The organism is Paenibacillus solisilvae (genome assembly GCF_042656405.1).
Taxonomy (GTDB): Bacteria; Bacillota; Bacilli; order Paenibacillales; family Paenibacillaceae; genus Paenibacillus_Z; species Paenibacillus_Z solisilvae.
Genome location: NZ_JBHSOW010000040.1, coordinates 66,762 through 83,932, shown reverse-complemented (window position 1 = coordinate 83,932; position 17,171 = coordinate 66,762). Strand labels below are relative to the sequence as shown.

Here is a 17,171-nt window from a genome sequence, read left to right as displayed (position 1 = left end):
AAGAAAACAGAAAATGAACTGCTGCTGACTCGCCCGCTCTATCAAACGAAGCATTCTCGCATCCGGCTAAGATTCAGGAAGAAGCGGGTCCAAAATCTGGCGTTGGATCTTATGATTTTGCCCGGGCTTATCCTGGTATTGATTTATCACTATATCCCTATGGCGGGTGTACTCATCGCGTTTGAAAATTTCATTCCGACAAAGGGGATATTTGGCTCGCCTTTAGTTGGGCTGGATAACTTCAAGTATGTATTGGCAATGCCAAATATTTTCGAAATTTTATTTAATACGATTTATATTGCCGTTATGAAAATCATTGCAGGGTTTATTGTACCGATCGTTGTGGCCCTCTTGTTAAACGAAATCCGGAAAGAAGTATTTAAACGCAGCATTCAAACGCTAATTTATTTCCCTCACTTTTTATCCTGGGTCATTCTCGGGGGCGTTCTGATCGATATTTTGTCACCTACTAACGGCATGGTCAATCAATTTTTAGCCCTTTTTGGCATAAAGCCGATCTTTTTTCTTGCCAACAACCATTGGTTTCCGTTTATTCTGGTCATTTCTGAGATATGGAAGGAATTCGGTTTCGGAACCATCGTGTATTTGGCGGCTTTAACCAGCATCAATCCGAACCTTTATGAAGCGGCCGAAATGGATGGAGCCGGACGTTGGAAGCAGACCTGGCATATTACGCTGCCGGGATCCTCCCGATCGTCATCTTAATCGGCACGTTAAGTATAGGCAGTATATTGAACGCCGGGTTCGATCAAATATTTAACCTGTACAGTCCTGTCGTCTATCAAAGTGGAGATATTATCGATACCGTCGTATATCGGCTCGGTCTGCAACAATTTCAATATGGCGTCGCGACAGCGGTTGGACTTTTAAAATCCTTCGTGTCACTGCTGTTCATTTCCACGTCTTATATCCTTGCCGCTCGGTTTGCAAATTACAGGATATTTTAAGATTGGAGGGAGATTTCTGTGGTTTATAAAATGTCCTGGGGAAGAAGAGCTTTTGTTATCTTCAACTATTCGTTTCTGACCGTTCTCTCGCTTATTTGCGTGATCCCCTTGCTCCATACCGCCGCCATATCCCTGAGCTCCGCTTCCGCTGCGGCTTCAGGTGCCGTAAAAGTTTTGCCGATCGGATTTTCATGGAGCGCCTATCAATACGTTTTAAACAAAGTCGAGTTTCTAAGAGCATTCGGCGTTTCCGTTGAGCGTGTGTTTCTAGGGGTATTGATTAATACCATATTGACGGTTTTGCTCGCCTATCCCTTATCCAAGGAACAACAAAATTTTCGGCGCAGAACCTTTTATGTTTGGATTTTTGTCGTGACCATGCTGTTCAGCGGAGGACTGATCCCTACCTATGTGACTATTAAAACAACAGGAGTGATGGATTCCATCTGGGCATTGGTATTGCCCGGTGCGGTTCCGGTGTTCAATGTTGTGATGCTGCTTAATTTTTTCCGAGGGCTGCCCAAAGAATTGGAGGAATCGGCAAAAATCGATGGAGCGGGACATTGGGTCACGCTGCTGAAGATATATATGCCGCTCTCCATGCCTGCTTTGGCTACGATTACGTTGTTCGCAACGGTCGGCCATTGGAACAGTTGGTTTGATGGGATCATTTATATGAACCGCCCGGAGCATTATCCGCTTCAAAGCTTTCTGCAAACCGTCGTCATTCCGCAAGATTTCAGAAATCTGACGGCGGAACAAGTCAATGCGATTTCGCGCGTTTCGAACCGGACGGTCAATGCGGCTCAAATCATTATTTCCATGCTGCCGATCGTGCTGTTATACCCCTTTCTGCAAAAGTTTTTTATGAAAGGCATTACGTTAGGGAGTGTAAAAGAATAGCTTTTCTGGGGAGAAGGAGACGAGACTGCATGAAAATTTGTTTAAGTATGTGGAGTTTAAACAGGTACTGGAAAGAAACAAACTTCAGTACAACGGATTTTGTTGATTTTGCAGCAACTACCAAAGCCGAAGGCGTAGAACTGCTAGACCTATTCTGGCGGGATAAGGAGACAGAAACGTTACGGGTTCAAGAAGCGCTGAAAAACAACGGTTTGCAGATGGCTTGCTACAGCGCTACGAACAATTTTGCTAAGTTGAAGAGCAGCGACCGCTTGGCACAATTAAATGTACTTACAGAATCCGTTGACACGGCTGTTTTTTTCGAAGCGAAGGTCGTACGGGTATTCTCCGGCGACAGATGGGATCAAGAGGTTGAAACGGTTTCGGATGAACAAATTCATGCATGGATCATCGAAGGCTTGAAGGAAGCCGCTTTCTATGCCGAAAAACGCGGGATTATGCTTTGTTTGGAGAATCACGGGCGCTTTGCCGCATCAGCTGATCAAGTGCTTGGTATCATCCGGGACGTGAATTCACCTGCTTTGGGATCCGCTTTTGATACGGGTAACTTCTTGTCGGTTGATGACGATCCCGTGCAGGCTTGCGACAAACTGATCCGTTACATCCCTCATGTGCATTTTAAGGATCTGCTGTAAGTGAAAGAGGATTACAATGGCAGAAAGCATCGGTCGAAAGAAGGTCGCTATTATGCTCCCGTCATTGCCGGACAAGGGTGCATCGATTTGCGCCAAATCCTGACCAAGCTAAAGCAAGCAGACTATGACGAATGGGTTTCGGTTGAATTTGAAGGGGAAGAGGACGGAAAGATTGGATCGGTAGCATCGATCGATTACCTAAAAGAACTCATCCAAACATTTGATTAGGAGGTTTGTTATGGAGCCAATTCGGATTGGAATCATAGGAGTAGGTCAGATCGGGAAGTCGCACTTGAAACAATATGCCAGTCTTCCCGGTGCAAACGTTGTCGCCATAGCGGATGTGAATGAAAAAGAACTTCAGTTTGTTTCCGAATCGTATCAAGTCCCTCATAGTTATACCAATTTTCACGATTTGTTGAAGCGGGATGACATCGAGGCAGTGGATATTTGCCTGCATAATAACTTCCATGCTCCGGTCACGATTCGTGCATTAGAGGCAGGAAAGCATGTTTACTGCGAAAAACCGATAGCCGGTTCGTATGCCGATGGTTTGGCCATGATGAATGCGGCGAAGGTGTGCGATAAAAAACTGCATATCCAGTTGGCCACGCTTTATTCGAAAGAAACCAAAGCGGCCAAGCATCTGATCGACCAAGGTAAGCTCGGAAAGCTCTATCATGCCCGTTCCAACGGATTTCGCCGCCGTTCGCGTCCGTATGTCGACGGGTATGGATCCATGTCTTTTGTTCAAAAGGAAATATCCGCTGGCGGCGCGCTTAATGATATGGGCGTATATCATATCGCTCAAGTTCTTTACTTGCTCGGCCTGCCAGAAGTTGAGCGCATCAGCGGTAAGATCTATCAGGAAACCGAAATGAGTGAAGAACGGAAGCGCAAAAGCGGATATAACGTTGAGGAATTAGGCATGGGCTTCATTAAGCTGTCCGGGGGGATGACGCTTGACTTGATCGAAGCTTGGGCTGCGCATCTTAACGCTTTGGAAGGCAGCATGGTTATGGGATCCTCGGGAGGGCTAAAGTTAGCTCCGTTTAGTTATCACGCCAACTTATGCGATATCGAAATGAATGCGACTTTTGATTTGAACGCGATGGATTATCGCTGGCATCAATTGAGAGATGACGAAGATGCCTATGATTCTTCTCAAGCGCATTGGATTGCGGCTTTGCAGGGACGCGTGGATCTCTTGCCTTCTGCTCAGCTTGCCTTACAGGCGATGCTGATTTGTGAAGGTATTTACTTGTCGGATCGTACCGGTCATGAGGTCAGCATTGATGAGGTAGTCTATGCTTCACAATCTTCAGCCGTTGTTCTGTAGTAGAGAACAGGCGAGATAAGTTTTCATTTGGGAGGATGATCGAGTTGAGCGAATCCATGTCAACCATAGACAAGCAGTTGATCAGCAGGTATGAGCGGATAGGGGAGGAGGAGACGGCGGTTGCAGGACATGCGGAAATCACGGTCGATATTGTGGAAGAAACGGCAGATCGGCAGGGAAATATCCCGCTTGCGGCTCGCGTTATCGTAACGGCTAGCGACGGAAGTCACCCGGACGGCTCTACTCAGGGCGTATATTCCGATGGCCGGTTCTTTGCCGACGGTACGTTCTCTGTCACGGTGCCGCCCGGTAATACGGATGTGATCATTCGAAACGGTCCTAACTATGTCCCGCTTGTTTTTACTGTAAACGCCGTAATCGGGCAAAGGATCCATCTTCGCGCTATACTGAGTCGCTGGTTCTCGCCGGAGGAAAGAGGGTGGTATAGCGGTGACAACCACGTCCATTCGCAGCACGATCGAACGGCGAAGATGAAGACAGGCCTTTCCTATACCGCGCTTCAGGGAAGAGCCAACGGCCTCAGCTACATTACAGAGTCCGGCTCCCATGTCTCCTATGACAATATAGAACAATTAAGCACGGATGACTTTTTACTTACTTATGCCAGAGAATTAGGCGCCGGTTGTTATGTCGGTCATTTTATCACGCCCGGGATCAGTGCCCCTTTGTCCAATGAAGATTTGGACGTTGCCTCCAAGCATCCCTTTCCCGGACGGGCTATTACAGAACGGGTCCATCAGCTTGGAGGGGTCGTTACGTATACTCACCCTCTTACGCCGCCTCATCAGCTGCATTGGATGGGGGCGACAGAAGCCATTTCCCATGCCGTGCTCGGACAATGCGCGGATCTGTTCGATGTCGATTCGAAAGCGACCGAGCTTCTATGGTTTTCGTTCCTTAACCTGGGTAATAAGATTGCCTGCAGCAGCTACACGGACAGTACGCTTGAGCGAATAAACACCCTCACACCCGGCGATCGAAGAGTATATTGCCATTCGTCAGAGTTTAGTTACCCTGCCATCATAGAGGCCATGCGCCAAGGACGTACATTTGCGACAAATGGCGGACCGTTATATGCCTTCTTCACCATTAACGGCCTTCAGGTTGGCGAAACAATCGCATTGAATGAGAACGATTCCTATACAGCCCAAGCGGAAATCCGGAGCCTATACCCCGTCAAGAAGGTGGAGCTTTACCGAAAAGGTCTGGCGGTTGAACAATTCTATCCTGAGCCGACAAATGGCGTGCTCAATATTGCTCACGTTTTTCAAGAAACCGAAACGAGTTGGTACCTGCTTAGGGTGGAAGACGAAAGGGGGAATTGGTGTATAACTAGCCCGATCTATTTTGAGTCTTCCCAAGCATCCGCCCGCCCGTCTTCCGCTGCGCTGCTGTTCGAAATTAGCAACCACGGACGCTTTGTTTATTTACGCCGCGAATTTTTCGCCCATCTGATCATCACCGTTTCGCCGGATCAAGCGTTGTCGGAAGTGCAATTGCGTAAAGACGGTCAACTTTATAAGCGTTTTTTGCCTGAGATGGGCAGCGTATTCTCATCCGATAAAATGCCTGTAACCGAAATGGAGAAAGGGAGCGGGTATGGCCCCGGCTGGATCTGGTGCCCGGAATCCGAGGGGGAATTTCACTTTAAAGCCGATTACCCCGTGACAGAGAGCGGTTGGTACTCCGTACATGCCATAACGACAGAAGGGGCTTCACTCGATTCCGATGCACTATACTTCGACTGCAACAATCCCAATAGCCATGAATTAACTTTTGCCAAGCTTTGGAGTCAGGATACCCGGTTCGAGCTATGGGGCTACGGAGAGGAAATGCCGCTAAAGGACATTAAAGAGCCTTATGAGGATCGTTGGTGGTATCCGGACAATGCGTGTTGGCGGGTTAGGGCAACATTTGGAAATCACACCCATGAACTGCAAGGAGAGCATCCTTTTTCTGCAGCGGTTACGAGCTATGTTATTCCTCCCAAATTGCTTGAACTTTTTAAAATGAAGCCAGGGAACAAAATAGACGTTCTATAAAACCACCGTCACGATGATACGGAAGGAAGGCGACAATTTATATAATGCCATAATGATAAGCGCCGCAGTGTCAGGGCGTCCTTATCTCAAATTAGTGACAAAGCTTGTGGATTATTGCGATTTGTTGGCCTGTCGATGGCGAAAGCGAACATCTCTACAATGTTTTGGATACGACATTTTTCGAATCACGAGCTGTGTGTAGAAGGGAGCGTAAGTATGAAAAGGATAATGAAGTTATGGACTGTTATATGCTTAGCAGGTTTAATGCTTTTATTGGGAGGCAATTCGCTAATTGTTGCAGCCGATTCAGCGGACAGCGGCGAAGCACTGCTGAATACCGGATCTACAGTTGCTGTACTCAAGGCCAAACATCCGACCCGTACTGTCTATGCTTGGTTCCCGGCGAACTATAATGACTGGAATACCAGCGCGATTGATTGGAAAGCTATTACCCACCTCTCCTTCCGCTCGGTCACCATTCGCCCCGATGGATCCATCGATGAGGGGCGCACCCGTGACCAGGTTGCGGAGCTCGTTAAGATCGCCCATACGCACGGCGTCAAGGTCACCGTGCTGGTTTGGGGAGGCACTGCCGCTGAGAGCTCGGCTTACCTCGCTAATGCGCAAGATGCTGCAGTCACCACGCTGGTCGACTACGTGAAAGATACCGGCATCGACGGCATTAACTTTGACGATGAGAGTTGGACTGAGACGAATACTGTCACTGGGGGACCCAATCGTCAATTGGTCACTGAGTTCTTCACCCGCCTCCATACGGTGTTGAAAGCTGCAAACCCTGATTACCATTTATCATGGGCTTCTCCGCCAGTCATTTCGGCGACCGACCGTTACGGTGAGGCATGGCCCGACTATGCGGCCATTGCAGATCAGCTTGATGCATTCACCATCATGTCATACACCATGAATCCTCCCAGCATTGGGTGGACAACTGGAGGCCAACCAATTCGCGGCGGGGGTGAGGTAACCGGTCATGCCCGTGATTACCAAACGCTCATCGGCGACTACCTCGCCGCTACCGGTGGAAAGCGCGACAAGCTGCTGCTTGGTTTGTGGAACGACTACGGCGGCTACGAATGGGATGCGGTGACCGACCAACCACTTTCGCCGACCATCGGTAAAGCGCGCCGGCTTACTCCGGAGCAGGCACGTGCAAACGCAGAGATGTACAGCAAGATGATCGACCCATTGCAACAGGTGCCTTGGTACCGATACAAGAACGGTACGCAATGGGTGCAGGGCTGGTACGAAGATAGTGCCTCCTTTCGCGCCAAGCTCGATCTCGCGCTCGATCAACAACTCGGAGGAGTCTGTGTCTGGGTCATCGACGGCAGCAATGAACCACCCGAGACATTTGCAGCCCTAAAATACTTCCGGAATAAAAATAAAGATCATTTGAGATAGCGACTGAACCATAACCAACAAGCTTCTGAAGTAGGGTATGCTCAGGTCAAGGTCCAGAGGACCAAATCAAAAGCGATCCAGCCCTTTAAGAGGGCTGGTTTTTTGCTTAAGGGCTGAATAGGAGAATCCCAGTTCCTTCTTTTTTGCTGCGGTATTAGCACACTACCTACCGGATGGAGAGATTGCCTGAAAATTGTTCTGAGCGCAAGGAGTAAACATCGCATGGGGTGTGAGTTATTTGTTTAATTTTTTCATAATCTGACTATTTATAATCAATAAAAGATAAAAATGATCATATTAATAAATAATTTACTTCATTTTGATCCAGTTGGAACATTTTAATCGTATTGTAGAAATACGATATGGTTGCTTCTATAAATATCGGATGTAAAAGAACAAAATCGGGAGGGATTAAATTGAAAGCAAATTTTAAAATGGTGTTCTCAGTCTTTGCTATGACATCGGTCTTGTTAACGGCATGCAGCGGTAATCCCAGCGCTCCGAATACGGATTCGAGTACCAATTCCAGCAATAAGGCCCCGAACGCAAGTTCCAGTGCCGATACCGGTAAACAAGGACATACACCCGAGGAAGTAACGGGGCTCGTTAAGTATGATCCTCCGATTGAACTGTCTACTGTCCGGTCAACCGATGTCAATATCAAATACGCGCCAGGCGAATCGATGGATAAAAACGCCGTATATGACGCCTACGAAAAAGAATTGGGAATTAAGCTGAAAAACGATTGGGTCGTCAACAATGATCAGTACGATGCCAAGATCGACTTAAGCGTCGCATCGGGTGAAATTCCCGACTTCTTCAAAGTATCGCAGCTGCAGCTCAAGAAGCTGGTCGATGCCGATCTTGTTATGGATTTGACCGACCTGTTCAACAATGACTTATCGGACGATGCGAAAAAGTTTTTCACCGAAACGAAACAGGTTGATTCCGCCAAATTTGACGGCAAGCTGATGGCGATTCCGTTTACGGACAGCCCGACGAACTCTTCCACCTACATATGGCTACGGAAGGATTGGCTGGACAAGCTTAAGCTGCCTGAACCGAAAACGATGCAGGACGTGTTAAAGATCGCCGAAGCCTTCAGCAAGCAAAATCCGGGTGGAGCGGACAAAACTTATGGTCTCGCGGCACAAAAAACCCTGTATGCCGCCGATTTCGGACTAACCGGGTTTTTCAATGGTTACCACGCGTACCCGGGCACTTGGATCAAGGATCAATCCGGCAATCTGACCTACGGCAGCGTTCAACCGGAAATGAAAACAGCTTTAAAACAGCTGCAGGAAATGTATAAAGCTGGCCTAATCGATCCGGAGTTCGGCGTGAAGGATTCGGGTAAAGAAAATGAACTGGTTACCGCCAATAGTCTCGGCATGGCCTACGGCGCTTTCTGGCTGGGCTCCTTTCCCTTGAAGATGGCGGCAATCAAGGACAAAAAGACGGTTCAAGACTGGGCCGTATATCCGATTGCTTCTATTGACGACAAGCCTGCAATGACACAAGTTACTTTGGGCGTTAATGCTTATTATGTCATTTCAAAGAAGGCTAAAAATCCGGAAGCCATCTTCGAAATTCTGAATCACTACGCGCAGCCTAAAAGGGATCCTGTTTACGACAAAGGCGTTCCTAACAGCGATTATTACTGGAAGCTGAATCCGCTTATTTTGTACCGCCCCGATTTGAATGTAATATCAGGCTCTGTGCTGCCAGAAGCTTTGAAAACGAAAGATACTTCCAAGCTTACTACTCCGGATGCCCTTCAACTTTATGAAGACAGCATTAATTATCTTAAAGGCGATGGTGATAATTGGAACAATTGGATGAAGGCGAAAGATGGCGGTACGCTTGAAATCATGTACGACTATAGCCAGCAAAACCGCTATTTGCAGAATGAATTCTATACGGTGCCGACAGCTACGATGGCCACTAAACAATCGACTTTGGATGCGAAAGAGCTGGAAATCCTCACGAAGATTATTACGAATCAAGCTCCCATTGACGATTTCGATAAGTTCGTAACCGATTGGAACAACCTTGGCGGAGATTTGATTACGAAGGAAGTAAATGACTGGTATTCTTCCATTAAGAAGTAAGCAGAAAAGATATAAGGGGGAACTGGATGGGTTCCCCCTCTTATTTGCGCATGGCATTCTGAACTGGAGGTATTATCCTTGTTGGAGAAAAGATTGGGTAGCAAGTTGGAGGTCTCCCGCCTGTTTTCCAGGACGAAAGAGACTTCTGTCCAAATGAAGAGGAGCCGCGGACGGTTAAGCGAATGGCCCTTACATCTGATGTTACTGCCGGGATTAATGCTCATCATCGTCTTCCATTATATTCCAATGACGGGTATTGTCATCGCTTTTGAAAATTTTATTCCTACAAAGGGGATATTCGGCTCGCAATGGATCGGATTAGACAATTTTAAGTACGTCATGATGCTGCCGGATACGGGACAGATTCTTTTTAATACGGTCTATATTGCAATAATGAAAATCATTGCAGGATTTATTGCGCCTATTATCAGTGCTCTGCTTCTTAATGAAGTAAGAAATGCCGCATTTAAGCGAAGCGTTCAAACGCTTATTTATTTGCCGCACTTCCTCTCATGGGTTATTCTGGGCGGGATTCTCGTCGACATCCTTTCCCCGTCATCAGGGATCGTAAATCTCATGCTGAAGGCAGTGGGCATTGATCCGATCTTTTTTCTCGGGGACAACAAGTGGTTTAAGGCGGTACTCGTGACATCTGAAGTATGGAAAGAATTCGGTTTTAGTACCATCGTCTATTTGGCCGCGTTAACCGGCATTAATCCCGCTCTCTATGAAGCTTCGGAAATCGACGGAGCCGGCCGCTGGCAGCAAACGTGGCACATTACATTGCCTGGCATATTGCCGATCATCGTATTGCTTGGCACTTTGAGCTTAGGAAACGTATTAAACGCCGGCTTCGATCAAGTGTTCAATTTATACAACCCGCAGGTGTATCAAAGCGGGGATATTCTTGATACCTTCATTTATCGAATCGGCTTGCTGCAGTCTCAATACGGAGTGGCTACCGCTGTAGGATTGTTCAAATCCGTCGTTTCCTTCCTATTTATCTCGCTCTCTTACGTGTTGGCCTATCGATTTGCTAACTACAGAATATTTTAGGAGAGGGGTAAACCATTGTGACATACCGACTATCTTTGGGCAGAAAGTTGTTCCTGGCGTTTAACTATGCTTTTCTAGTCTTTATTTCGCTGCTTTGCGTCCTTCCGTTGATTCATATCCTTGCCATCTCGCTCAGCTCATCATCCGCATCCGCTGCCGGCGCCGTCAAATTATGGCCGGTTGAATTCTCAGCAGCGACCTATCAGCACGTCTTGAGCACTACACAATTTTTAAGGTCCTTTTGGATCTCTATCGAGAGGGTGCTGCTCGGTACTTCGATTAACACGATCTTAACGCTATTGATTGCGTATCCCTTGTACAAGGAGCAGAAGGATTTTCGCTGGAGAACCTTCTATGTATGGGTATTTGTGATCACGATGCTGTTTAGCGGCGGCCTCATTCCCTGGTACATTACAATAAAAACTGCAGGTCTGCTCGATACGATCGGGGCTTTGGTGCTGCCGGGGGCTGTACCCGTGTTTAACGTGATCTTGATGATTAATTTTTTCCGGGGCTTGCCGAAGGAGCTTGAAGAATCGGCCAGAATTGACGGCGCCGGTCACTTAACGACCCTTTTGAAAATATTTGTCCCGCTTTCATTGCCTTCTTTGGCAACCATCACGCTTTTCAGTATGGTAGGCCATTGGAACAGCTGGTTTGACGGGTTAATTCTCATGAATCGTCCGGAGCATTGGCCTCTACAAAGTTTTCTACAAACGATCGTCATTGCTGCCGACCCGCGTTTTATGACGGAAGACGATGCTCAAAAGCTGGCGCTTGTTTCCAATCGGACGATCCACTCCGCGGAGATCTTTGTCGCAGCCTTGCCGATTTTGCTGGTATATCCATTTTTACAGCGGTTTTTTATTAAAGGGATCACGTTAGGAAGCGTGAAGGGATAAAAATGACATCGGAGGTTCGTAACATGAGACAGGGACAGTTTAGGATGGAAAATTCGGTTCACGATCAAAGCTGGTACGAAGTTGTTCGGAATGAAATATCGACTACAGCGGAACTGGCAGAGGTCTCGGTGGAGATCTTGGATGGATCCGCGGAATTAGCGGCTCCTAAGACGTTAGCTGCCAGGGTAGTTGTTACTGCAGGTGACGGCAGTCACCTCGATGGCGCGGGGAATGGTACTTATGCGGATGGGCGGTTTTTTGCGGACGGAAATTTTTCTGTCACAGTACCCGAGGGAACCGTTGATATTCTAATCAAAAATGGCCCCGACTACATTCCGCTTCAATTCTCATTGGATATTACGAAAGGACAAACCCTGTTTCTCCGCGCCTATTTGGGCCGGTGGTTCTCGCCGGAAGCCAGGGGATGGTTTTGCGGCGACAATCATGTGCATTCCCAGCATGACCAAGTAGCCAGTATGAAGACTGGACTGGAGTATACGGCTTTGCAAGGCAGAGCGAGCGGATTGAATTTTATTACGGAAGCCGGCTCCCATGTTTCTTATGGAAATATCGATAAGCTAAGTACGGACACCTTTCTCCTCAAGTACGCCGAGGAGTTGAAGATGTTATGTTTCGCAGGGCATTTTAATACGCCTGGCATTTCGAATGCAATTGACGAAGACAGGATGGCCGTCATTCGCAAGACCCCGCTGGCGACTCAGACCATTATGGAGGCCGTACATGAGCTGGGGGGCTTGGTCGTCTACACGCATCCGCTCTCTCCGGCTCATCAACTGCACTGGATGGGGGCTGCGGCCGTATATTCGGACGCGGTATTGGGAAGGTGCGCGGATGCATTCGATATCGATTCCAAAGCGACTGAGCTTCTCTGGTTTACCGTCTTGAACTTGGGCAACAAGCTTGCTTGCAGCAGTTATACCGACAGTGCCCTCGAAAGAAAGCGCACGCTCACGCCGGGTGACAGAAGAGTTTACTGTCATGCCTCCGATTTTAGCTACTCGGCCATTATTGAGGCGATGAAGAACGGGCATACTTTCGCGACAAACGGAGGGCCGGTCTTTGCTTTCTTTACGATCGATGATAGAGAGCCCGGTGACACTATTCAACTGTTCGAGGGGGAATCCTTAACGGCTCGGATCGAAATTCAGAGCTTATTTCCGCTGAAAAAGGCTGAACTTTACAGCAGAGGGAACGTGGTGCAATCGTTTGATATTTCCGGACAAGTCGGGAAGATTGACCTTATCCATCCGTTCAAGGAAACCGGGGGAAATTGGTACGTGTTCAGAGCTGAAGATGAACAAGGGAACTGGTGTATTACCAGCCCTATCTATGTGGAATCAAAGCTCGATTCCATCCGTTCTTCTTCATCGTCCGTTTTGCTTGAAATCAGTAATCATACGCGGTTTATTTATCTTCGCCAAGAATTCTTCGCGCATATGTTGATTACGGTATCGCCGGATGATTCGATCACAGAGGTAGAATTGCTTAAGAATGAACTTACGGTCAAAAGCTTTAAGCCGGAAGCAGGCAACGAACTGGCGTCAGGCAAAATCCCCGTATCGGAGTTGGAACTGGGCCGTGAATATGAGCCTGGATGGATCTGGTGTCCGGAGGCTTCAAGCAAGGTTCATTTTCAAGCGGATTTCCCTGTGACAGAGAGCGGTTGGTACTCGGTACGAGTGACAACGGCAGGCGGACAGATCATCCAATCGGATGCCGTTTATTTCGACAGCGCAAATCCCCTCAGTCATGAATTGTCGGTTGGTCGTCTCGCCGGTAAAGATACAGAGTTCCGGATTTGGGGATACGGCGAGGAGATGCCGCTTGCGGAGATTAGGGCTCCTTACAAGGATCGTTGGTGGTATCCGAACAATGCTGCTTGGAGAATCGCGGCAACCTTCGGCGATCAAAACTATGAATTGCACGGGGGACAATATTTACCTGCTGAGACCACCGTACATGCCGATCCTAAACTCTTATCTCTATTTAAAAGGCTATGAGGAGCGTTTGGATTACTTTCCTAACAAAATGGTTGTCAAAAAAATGACCCTCCATTTAAATCAAATGGAATGACCCGCGGTTATCGGGGGAAAAAAGCGATTACCAGCAAACAGGTAAACGTTAAATCATCAAATTTTTTTATAAAACAGGAGGAATAAACAATGCTAGTCGATCTGCATATGCATTCCAATCATTCCCGCTGCGCTAATCAGGACAATACCGTACAATCTATGGTGCAAGCAGCGGTTTCCGCCGGTGTAGATGGAATTGGGATAACCGATCATCTTCACCCGCATATTGATCCTGCTATTTTTGCGGACAATCGCAATCAGTTGTCTAAGTTGACAGAAACGGATCTTAAAGTTTGGATAGGCGTTGAGTTGGATGTTACGACACTATCGGGAGAACTCACGGGCAATCCGGAAATCTATAAGACTCTGGATTACGTGATGGCCGGGGTTCATCATTACCATTTGGATTGGGTAGAAGGTCCGGATTTATCGAAATCGCCTACTGATATTTTGTATTTTGCCCAACAAAATTTGATCAACACGATACGTAATCCATATTTGAATGCGATTGGACACCCTTGGGTTGGTGTTTTCAAAGTGTTCAAATTTAGTTGTGATCTCTTGAGATCGGAGTGGATTGAGGAGGCAGGCGTTGAGGCCCGAATTCACCAAACGGCGTTGGAAATACCGGCATGGGCCATGTTTAAGGACGAAGCCGTCAACGAAGATTATTTACAGCATGTTGTTCGTCCCTTGATCAAGACAGGATGCCCGCTTATGACAGGGACGGACTCACACCACCTTGTGAACATCGGGAAACGGATTGATCGATTAACCGATCTTTTGCTGCAGGAGGGAGCAACAGAGGATCAGATCTGGTCACCGGCTAAGCTTGCAATCGGAAGTAACTAAGAAAAGCTCTTCTCATTAACGGAGGTCTTTTTATGGTCAAGTAAGACCCCAAATATCGGACAATTAAGAAAAACGCTACCTTGCTCTATCGATGGATGAAACGGAAGCTAAACAAGCGAAAACCCACCGCGTAAGGTTGGCTCCCTAACGTAAACGGCGGGTTTCGCTTAGATTCATTCAGTCATCCAGACTGCAAAATATTCGCGGATGTCGATGCTTGTGGGAATATCCGCGGTTATCTCAGTGAGAGCGTACTGCATGCGCCTTTCGAGCAAGCTGCAGGAAAACTTTCAATGTTTCCGTTTGAAATTGAAGGTATTTAAAGGAAAATATGATTTGAATTTAACATTTCTGGTTATGGATTCCGCTCAAGGCTGGATGGAACGATTACATCGCTTGCCGCAGGTGATCCCTTTTTTAAATAAGTTTCTTTTGTTTTTTTTGCGGTTGCTGCAAACTGAACAATAATCATCAGTAGGGTTATCACAATCATCCCAAAAAGGGCAGAAGCAAAGCTATTAGTAACATCATGAATCCAACCGAGAATGATTGGACCTAAAGCACCAATTACATAACCAGCTGATTGTGCCATGGCTGACCAGGAAGCAGCTTCTTGGGCATTATCTGTAGCATCAATTGGTAGAAGAAGGTTTAAGGAAAACAATCCTCCTGCGCCAATACCAATAAACGCAGCAGCTACCCAGGGTTCAACATTTAATACAAGTAAAATTAATCCAACAAGCACTAACAAGGATTCAACGATCAGCCACAAGCGGCGGGACGGAAAGTTTTTTAACAAGATTGGAAGCACTAGACTTACTGGTATTTGAACAGCTACAAATACGGTTAAAGAATTAGCTGCGTAAGCTTTAGTATAGCCCATTCCTTGGATAATTTGCGGTAACCATGCAAGAAACGAGTAAAATAGTATGCCCATCAAACCAAAGGACAAAGTTAGTATCCAGGCTTTACCGTTCCCCCATGGCAATTGGGCTTTCGTCCCTGCCGAAGCAGTGTGAACCGATTTATTGGCTTGTAGATTAACGAACAACCACCATATAATAGCGGCAACGAATGCTATAAATGCCCAAAATGCAAGGGAGCTCTGCCAGGAGTTGAAACTTTTCTGCAGCGGTACAGATAGCGCAGAACTGAAAGCAGCCCCCAAAGTAAGTGCAACCGTATATACTGCAATCATAGAAGGAACGTGCTTAGGAAAATGCTGTTTAATAAAACCGGACAACAGCGGACCTATTAATGCGATACCTATACCCGCAATCAAAGCTGTGATGAGCAGAAGGGCTGCGGAGTGAGTAAACAAACGAATAACGGTACCAACCCCGATAACCACCAGCGACAAACCTATTATCCGTTCAACTCCCCATTTACCGCTCGCTTTTACAGCGACTGGAGAAAAAAGTCCCATGCATAGCACCGGAATCGAAGTTAACAAACTAGCCACGGCTGCACTCATTTCAAGTTCTGTATTAATGTTTCCGAGCAACGGGGCGATCGAGCTGATCGCCGGACGTAAATTAAGAGAGGCAATAAATAATGCTATAATCATCAGTACGTTTTTTTTCATGTTGTTTTACTCCCCTTCAATCATAATGACGTTTCGCAAGCTGCGTACATCTTCTAATCCTTTACCAAAAAAATACGTTTTTCTTTACGATCACTCCTCGGCGAAATAAATTTTATCGATATAATGTCAACGCATCGAATCGTGATGTTTGTTTGCTCATCAACAAATCATACTTGGCGAATAATCAATTATCAATTATATTGAACTTATAATAATAATTTGTTTAACAAATGATATATAAACATTTTGCAAATTGCTCGTAATGGAAGTGGGACTAATGGAACTTAGGAAATTGGAATATTTTATTGCGGTATGCGAGGAGCTGCATTTTACGAAGGCAGCTGATAAAATTGGTATATCTCAGCCTAATTTGAGCCTGCAAATTAAAGCGCTGGAAGAAGAAATCGGAACGCCTTTATTCGACCGTATTGGAAAACGTATTGCACTGACTGAAGCAGGATCAATCCTCCTTAGGCACACTCGGAGCATGTTTCAAAATCTTCAAAACGCTTTCCAAGAGATGGATGAGCTCAACCATCAACGGGGTGGAAGCCTTAGCGTTGGGGCATTGCCGTCCGAACTTGATTTCCGTCTGACCCCGATGTTTATTAGTTTTTACAAGAGATATCCGAATGTAAGGCTGAAAATCATCTCGGAAGTCGATTTAACCCGACTGGTGCTGAACACTGATATTGATATCGGCATTTCATTGAAGCCTTTATTCGATCCCCGGTTAGTCATACGCCCGTTAACCCGAGAAGAATACGGTGTAGTTGTGTCAAAGGATCATGAGCTGTCCAGTAAAGATTCCATTTCCTTGACCGAGCTAAAAGAGCTGCCCATTGTTACGTATCCGAAAGGATTCTGGGGAAGGGATTTTTTGGAAAACTGTTGTCAGCAGCATGGATTCAATCTGAACGTGGTGGTAGAAACGACATCCTCCTCATCCCTCTTCTATTTCGTAAGAGAAAATATAGGGGTAGCCATCCAATCGTATTCACTGCTTGAATCCATCGATAATCTCAAACTGCGTTTTATCCCGATACACGATTATCCGCCTGTAAGGGAAATGAGCATCATTTATAGGTCGGATAAATATCTCAGCCGCGCAGGACAAACCTTTATTCATTTTGCAGAAGAACACTTGAAAGACCTTTGATGACCGGCGTTTTAAAACCTTACGTAAGACCTTATCGATTGGAAGGCCGTAAAGCCTTTTGT

The 17,171-nt window shown here is 46.6% G+C and carries 13 protein-coding genes and 1 pseudogene; 13 read left to right on the top strand and 1 reads right to left on the bottom strand.

What is annotated here, in order from left to right; genetic code table 11:
• The first annotated feature begins 111 nt into the window (after positions 1–111).
• From ACFPYJ_RS11275 to ACFPYJ_RS11220, 12 genes and pseudogenes are all read left to right on the top strand, one after another.
• Positions 112–968: pseudogene (locus tag ACFPYJ_RS11275) on the top strand (ABC transporter permease).
• 18 nt (positions 969–986) lie between these two features.
• Positions 987–1,871, top strand: a complete 885-nt coding sequence (locus tag ACFPYJ_RS11270) for a carbohydrate ABC transporter permease (protein ID WP_379188224.1) — start codon at positions 987–989, stop codon at positions 1,869–1,871.
• A gap of 29 nt (positions 1,872–1,900) precedes the next feature.
• The gene (locus tag ACFPYJ_RS11265) at positions 1,901–2,527 is read left to right on the top strand and encodes a sugar phosphate isomerase/epimerase family protein (RefSeq protein ID WP_379188222.1); all 627 of its coding nucleotides are present in this window, start codon (positions 1,901–1,903) and stop codon (positions 2,525–2,527) included.
• Positions 2,528–2,755, top strand: coding sequence for a hypothetical protein (locus tag ACFPYJ_RS11260; protein WP_379188221.1), 228 nt, complete (start codon positions 2,528–2,530; stop codon positions 2,753–2,755).
• Positions 2,756–2,765: 10 nt separating this feature from the next.
• The gene (locus tag ACFPYJ_RS11255) at positions 2,766–3,866 is read left to right on the top strand and encodes a Gfo/Idh/MocA family protein (protein ID WP_379188220.1); all 1,101 of its coding nucleotides are present in this window, start codon (positions 2,766–2,768) and stop codon (positions 3,864–3,866) included.
• Between the two features lie 44 nt (positions 3,867–3,910).
• On the top strand, positions 3,911–5,929 hold the full coding sequence (locus ACFPYJ_RS11250; protein WP_379188219.1) for a CehA/McbA family metallohydrolase: 2,019 nt from the start codon (positions 3,911–3,913) through the stop codon (positions 5,927–5,929).
• Positions 5,930–6,145: 216 nt separating this feature from the next.
• Positions 6,146–7,351: a glycosyl hydrolase family 18 protein gene (locus ACFPYJ_RS11245; protein ID WP_379188218.1), complete on the top strand. Its 1,206-nt coding sequence runs from the start codon at positions 6,146–6,148 to the stop codon at positions 7,349–7,351.
• A 416-nt stretch (positions 7,352–7,767) separates the two neighbouring features.
• Positions 7,768–9,462, top strand: a complete 1,695-nt coding sequence (locus tag ACFPYJ_RS11240; protein ID WP_379188217.1) for an extracellular solute-binding protein — start codon at positions 7,768–7,770, stop codon at positions 9,460–9,462.
• A gap of 153 nt (positions 9,463–9,615) precedes the next feature.
• Positions 9,616–10,518: an ABC transporter permease gene (locus ACFPYJ_RS11235; protein WP_379188216.1), complete on the top strand. Its 903-nt coding sequence runs from the start codon at positions 9,616–9,618 to the stop codon at positions 10,516–10,518.
• A 17-nt stretch (positions 10,519–10,535) separates the two neighbouring features.
• The gene (locus tag ACFPYJ_RS11230) at positions 10,536–11,420 is read left to right on the top strand and encodes a carbohydrate ABC transporter permease (protein WP_379188215.1); all 885 of its coding nucleotides are present in this window, start codon (positions 10,536–10,538) and stop codon (positions 11,418–11,420) included.
• Positions 11,421–11,443: 23 nt separating this feature from the next.
• The gene (locus ACFPYJ_RS11225) at positions 11,444–13,441 is read left to right on the top strand and encodes a CehA/McbA family metallohydrolase (protein ID WP_379188214.1); all 1,998 of its coding nucleotides are present in this window, start codon (positions 11,444–11,446) and stop codon (positions 13,439–13,441) included.
• A gap of 162 nt (positions 13,442–13,603) precedes the next feature.
• Complete coding sequence (locus ACFPYJ_RS11220) at positions 13,604–14,365, top strand: PHP domain-containing protein (protein WP_379188213.1); 762 nt, start codon at positions 13,604–13,606, stop codon at positions 14,363–14,365.
• A 355-nt stretch (positions 14,366–14,720) separates the two neighbouring features.
• Here ACFPYJ_RS11220 and ACFPYJ_RS11215 read toward each other — a convergent pair whose 3' ends face one another.
• Positions 14,721–15,950, bottom strand: coding sequence for an MFS transporter (locus ACFPYJ_RS11215; RefSeq protein WP_379188212.1), 1,230 nt, complete (start codon positions 15,948–15,950; stop codon positions 14,721–14,723).
• A gap of 277 nt (positions 15,951–16,227) precedes the next feature.
• Between ACFPYJ_RS11215 and ACFPYJ_RS11210 the strand changes: the two genes are divergently transcribed.
• Complete coding sequence (locus tag ACFPYJ_RS11210) at positions 16,228–17,109, top strand: LysR family transcriptional regulator (RefSeq protein WP_379188211.1); 882 nt, start codon at positions 16,228–16,230, stop codon at positions 17,107–17,109.
• Positions 17,110–17,171: the final 62 nt, after the last annotated feature.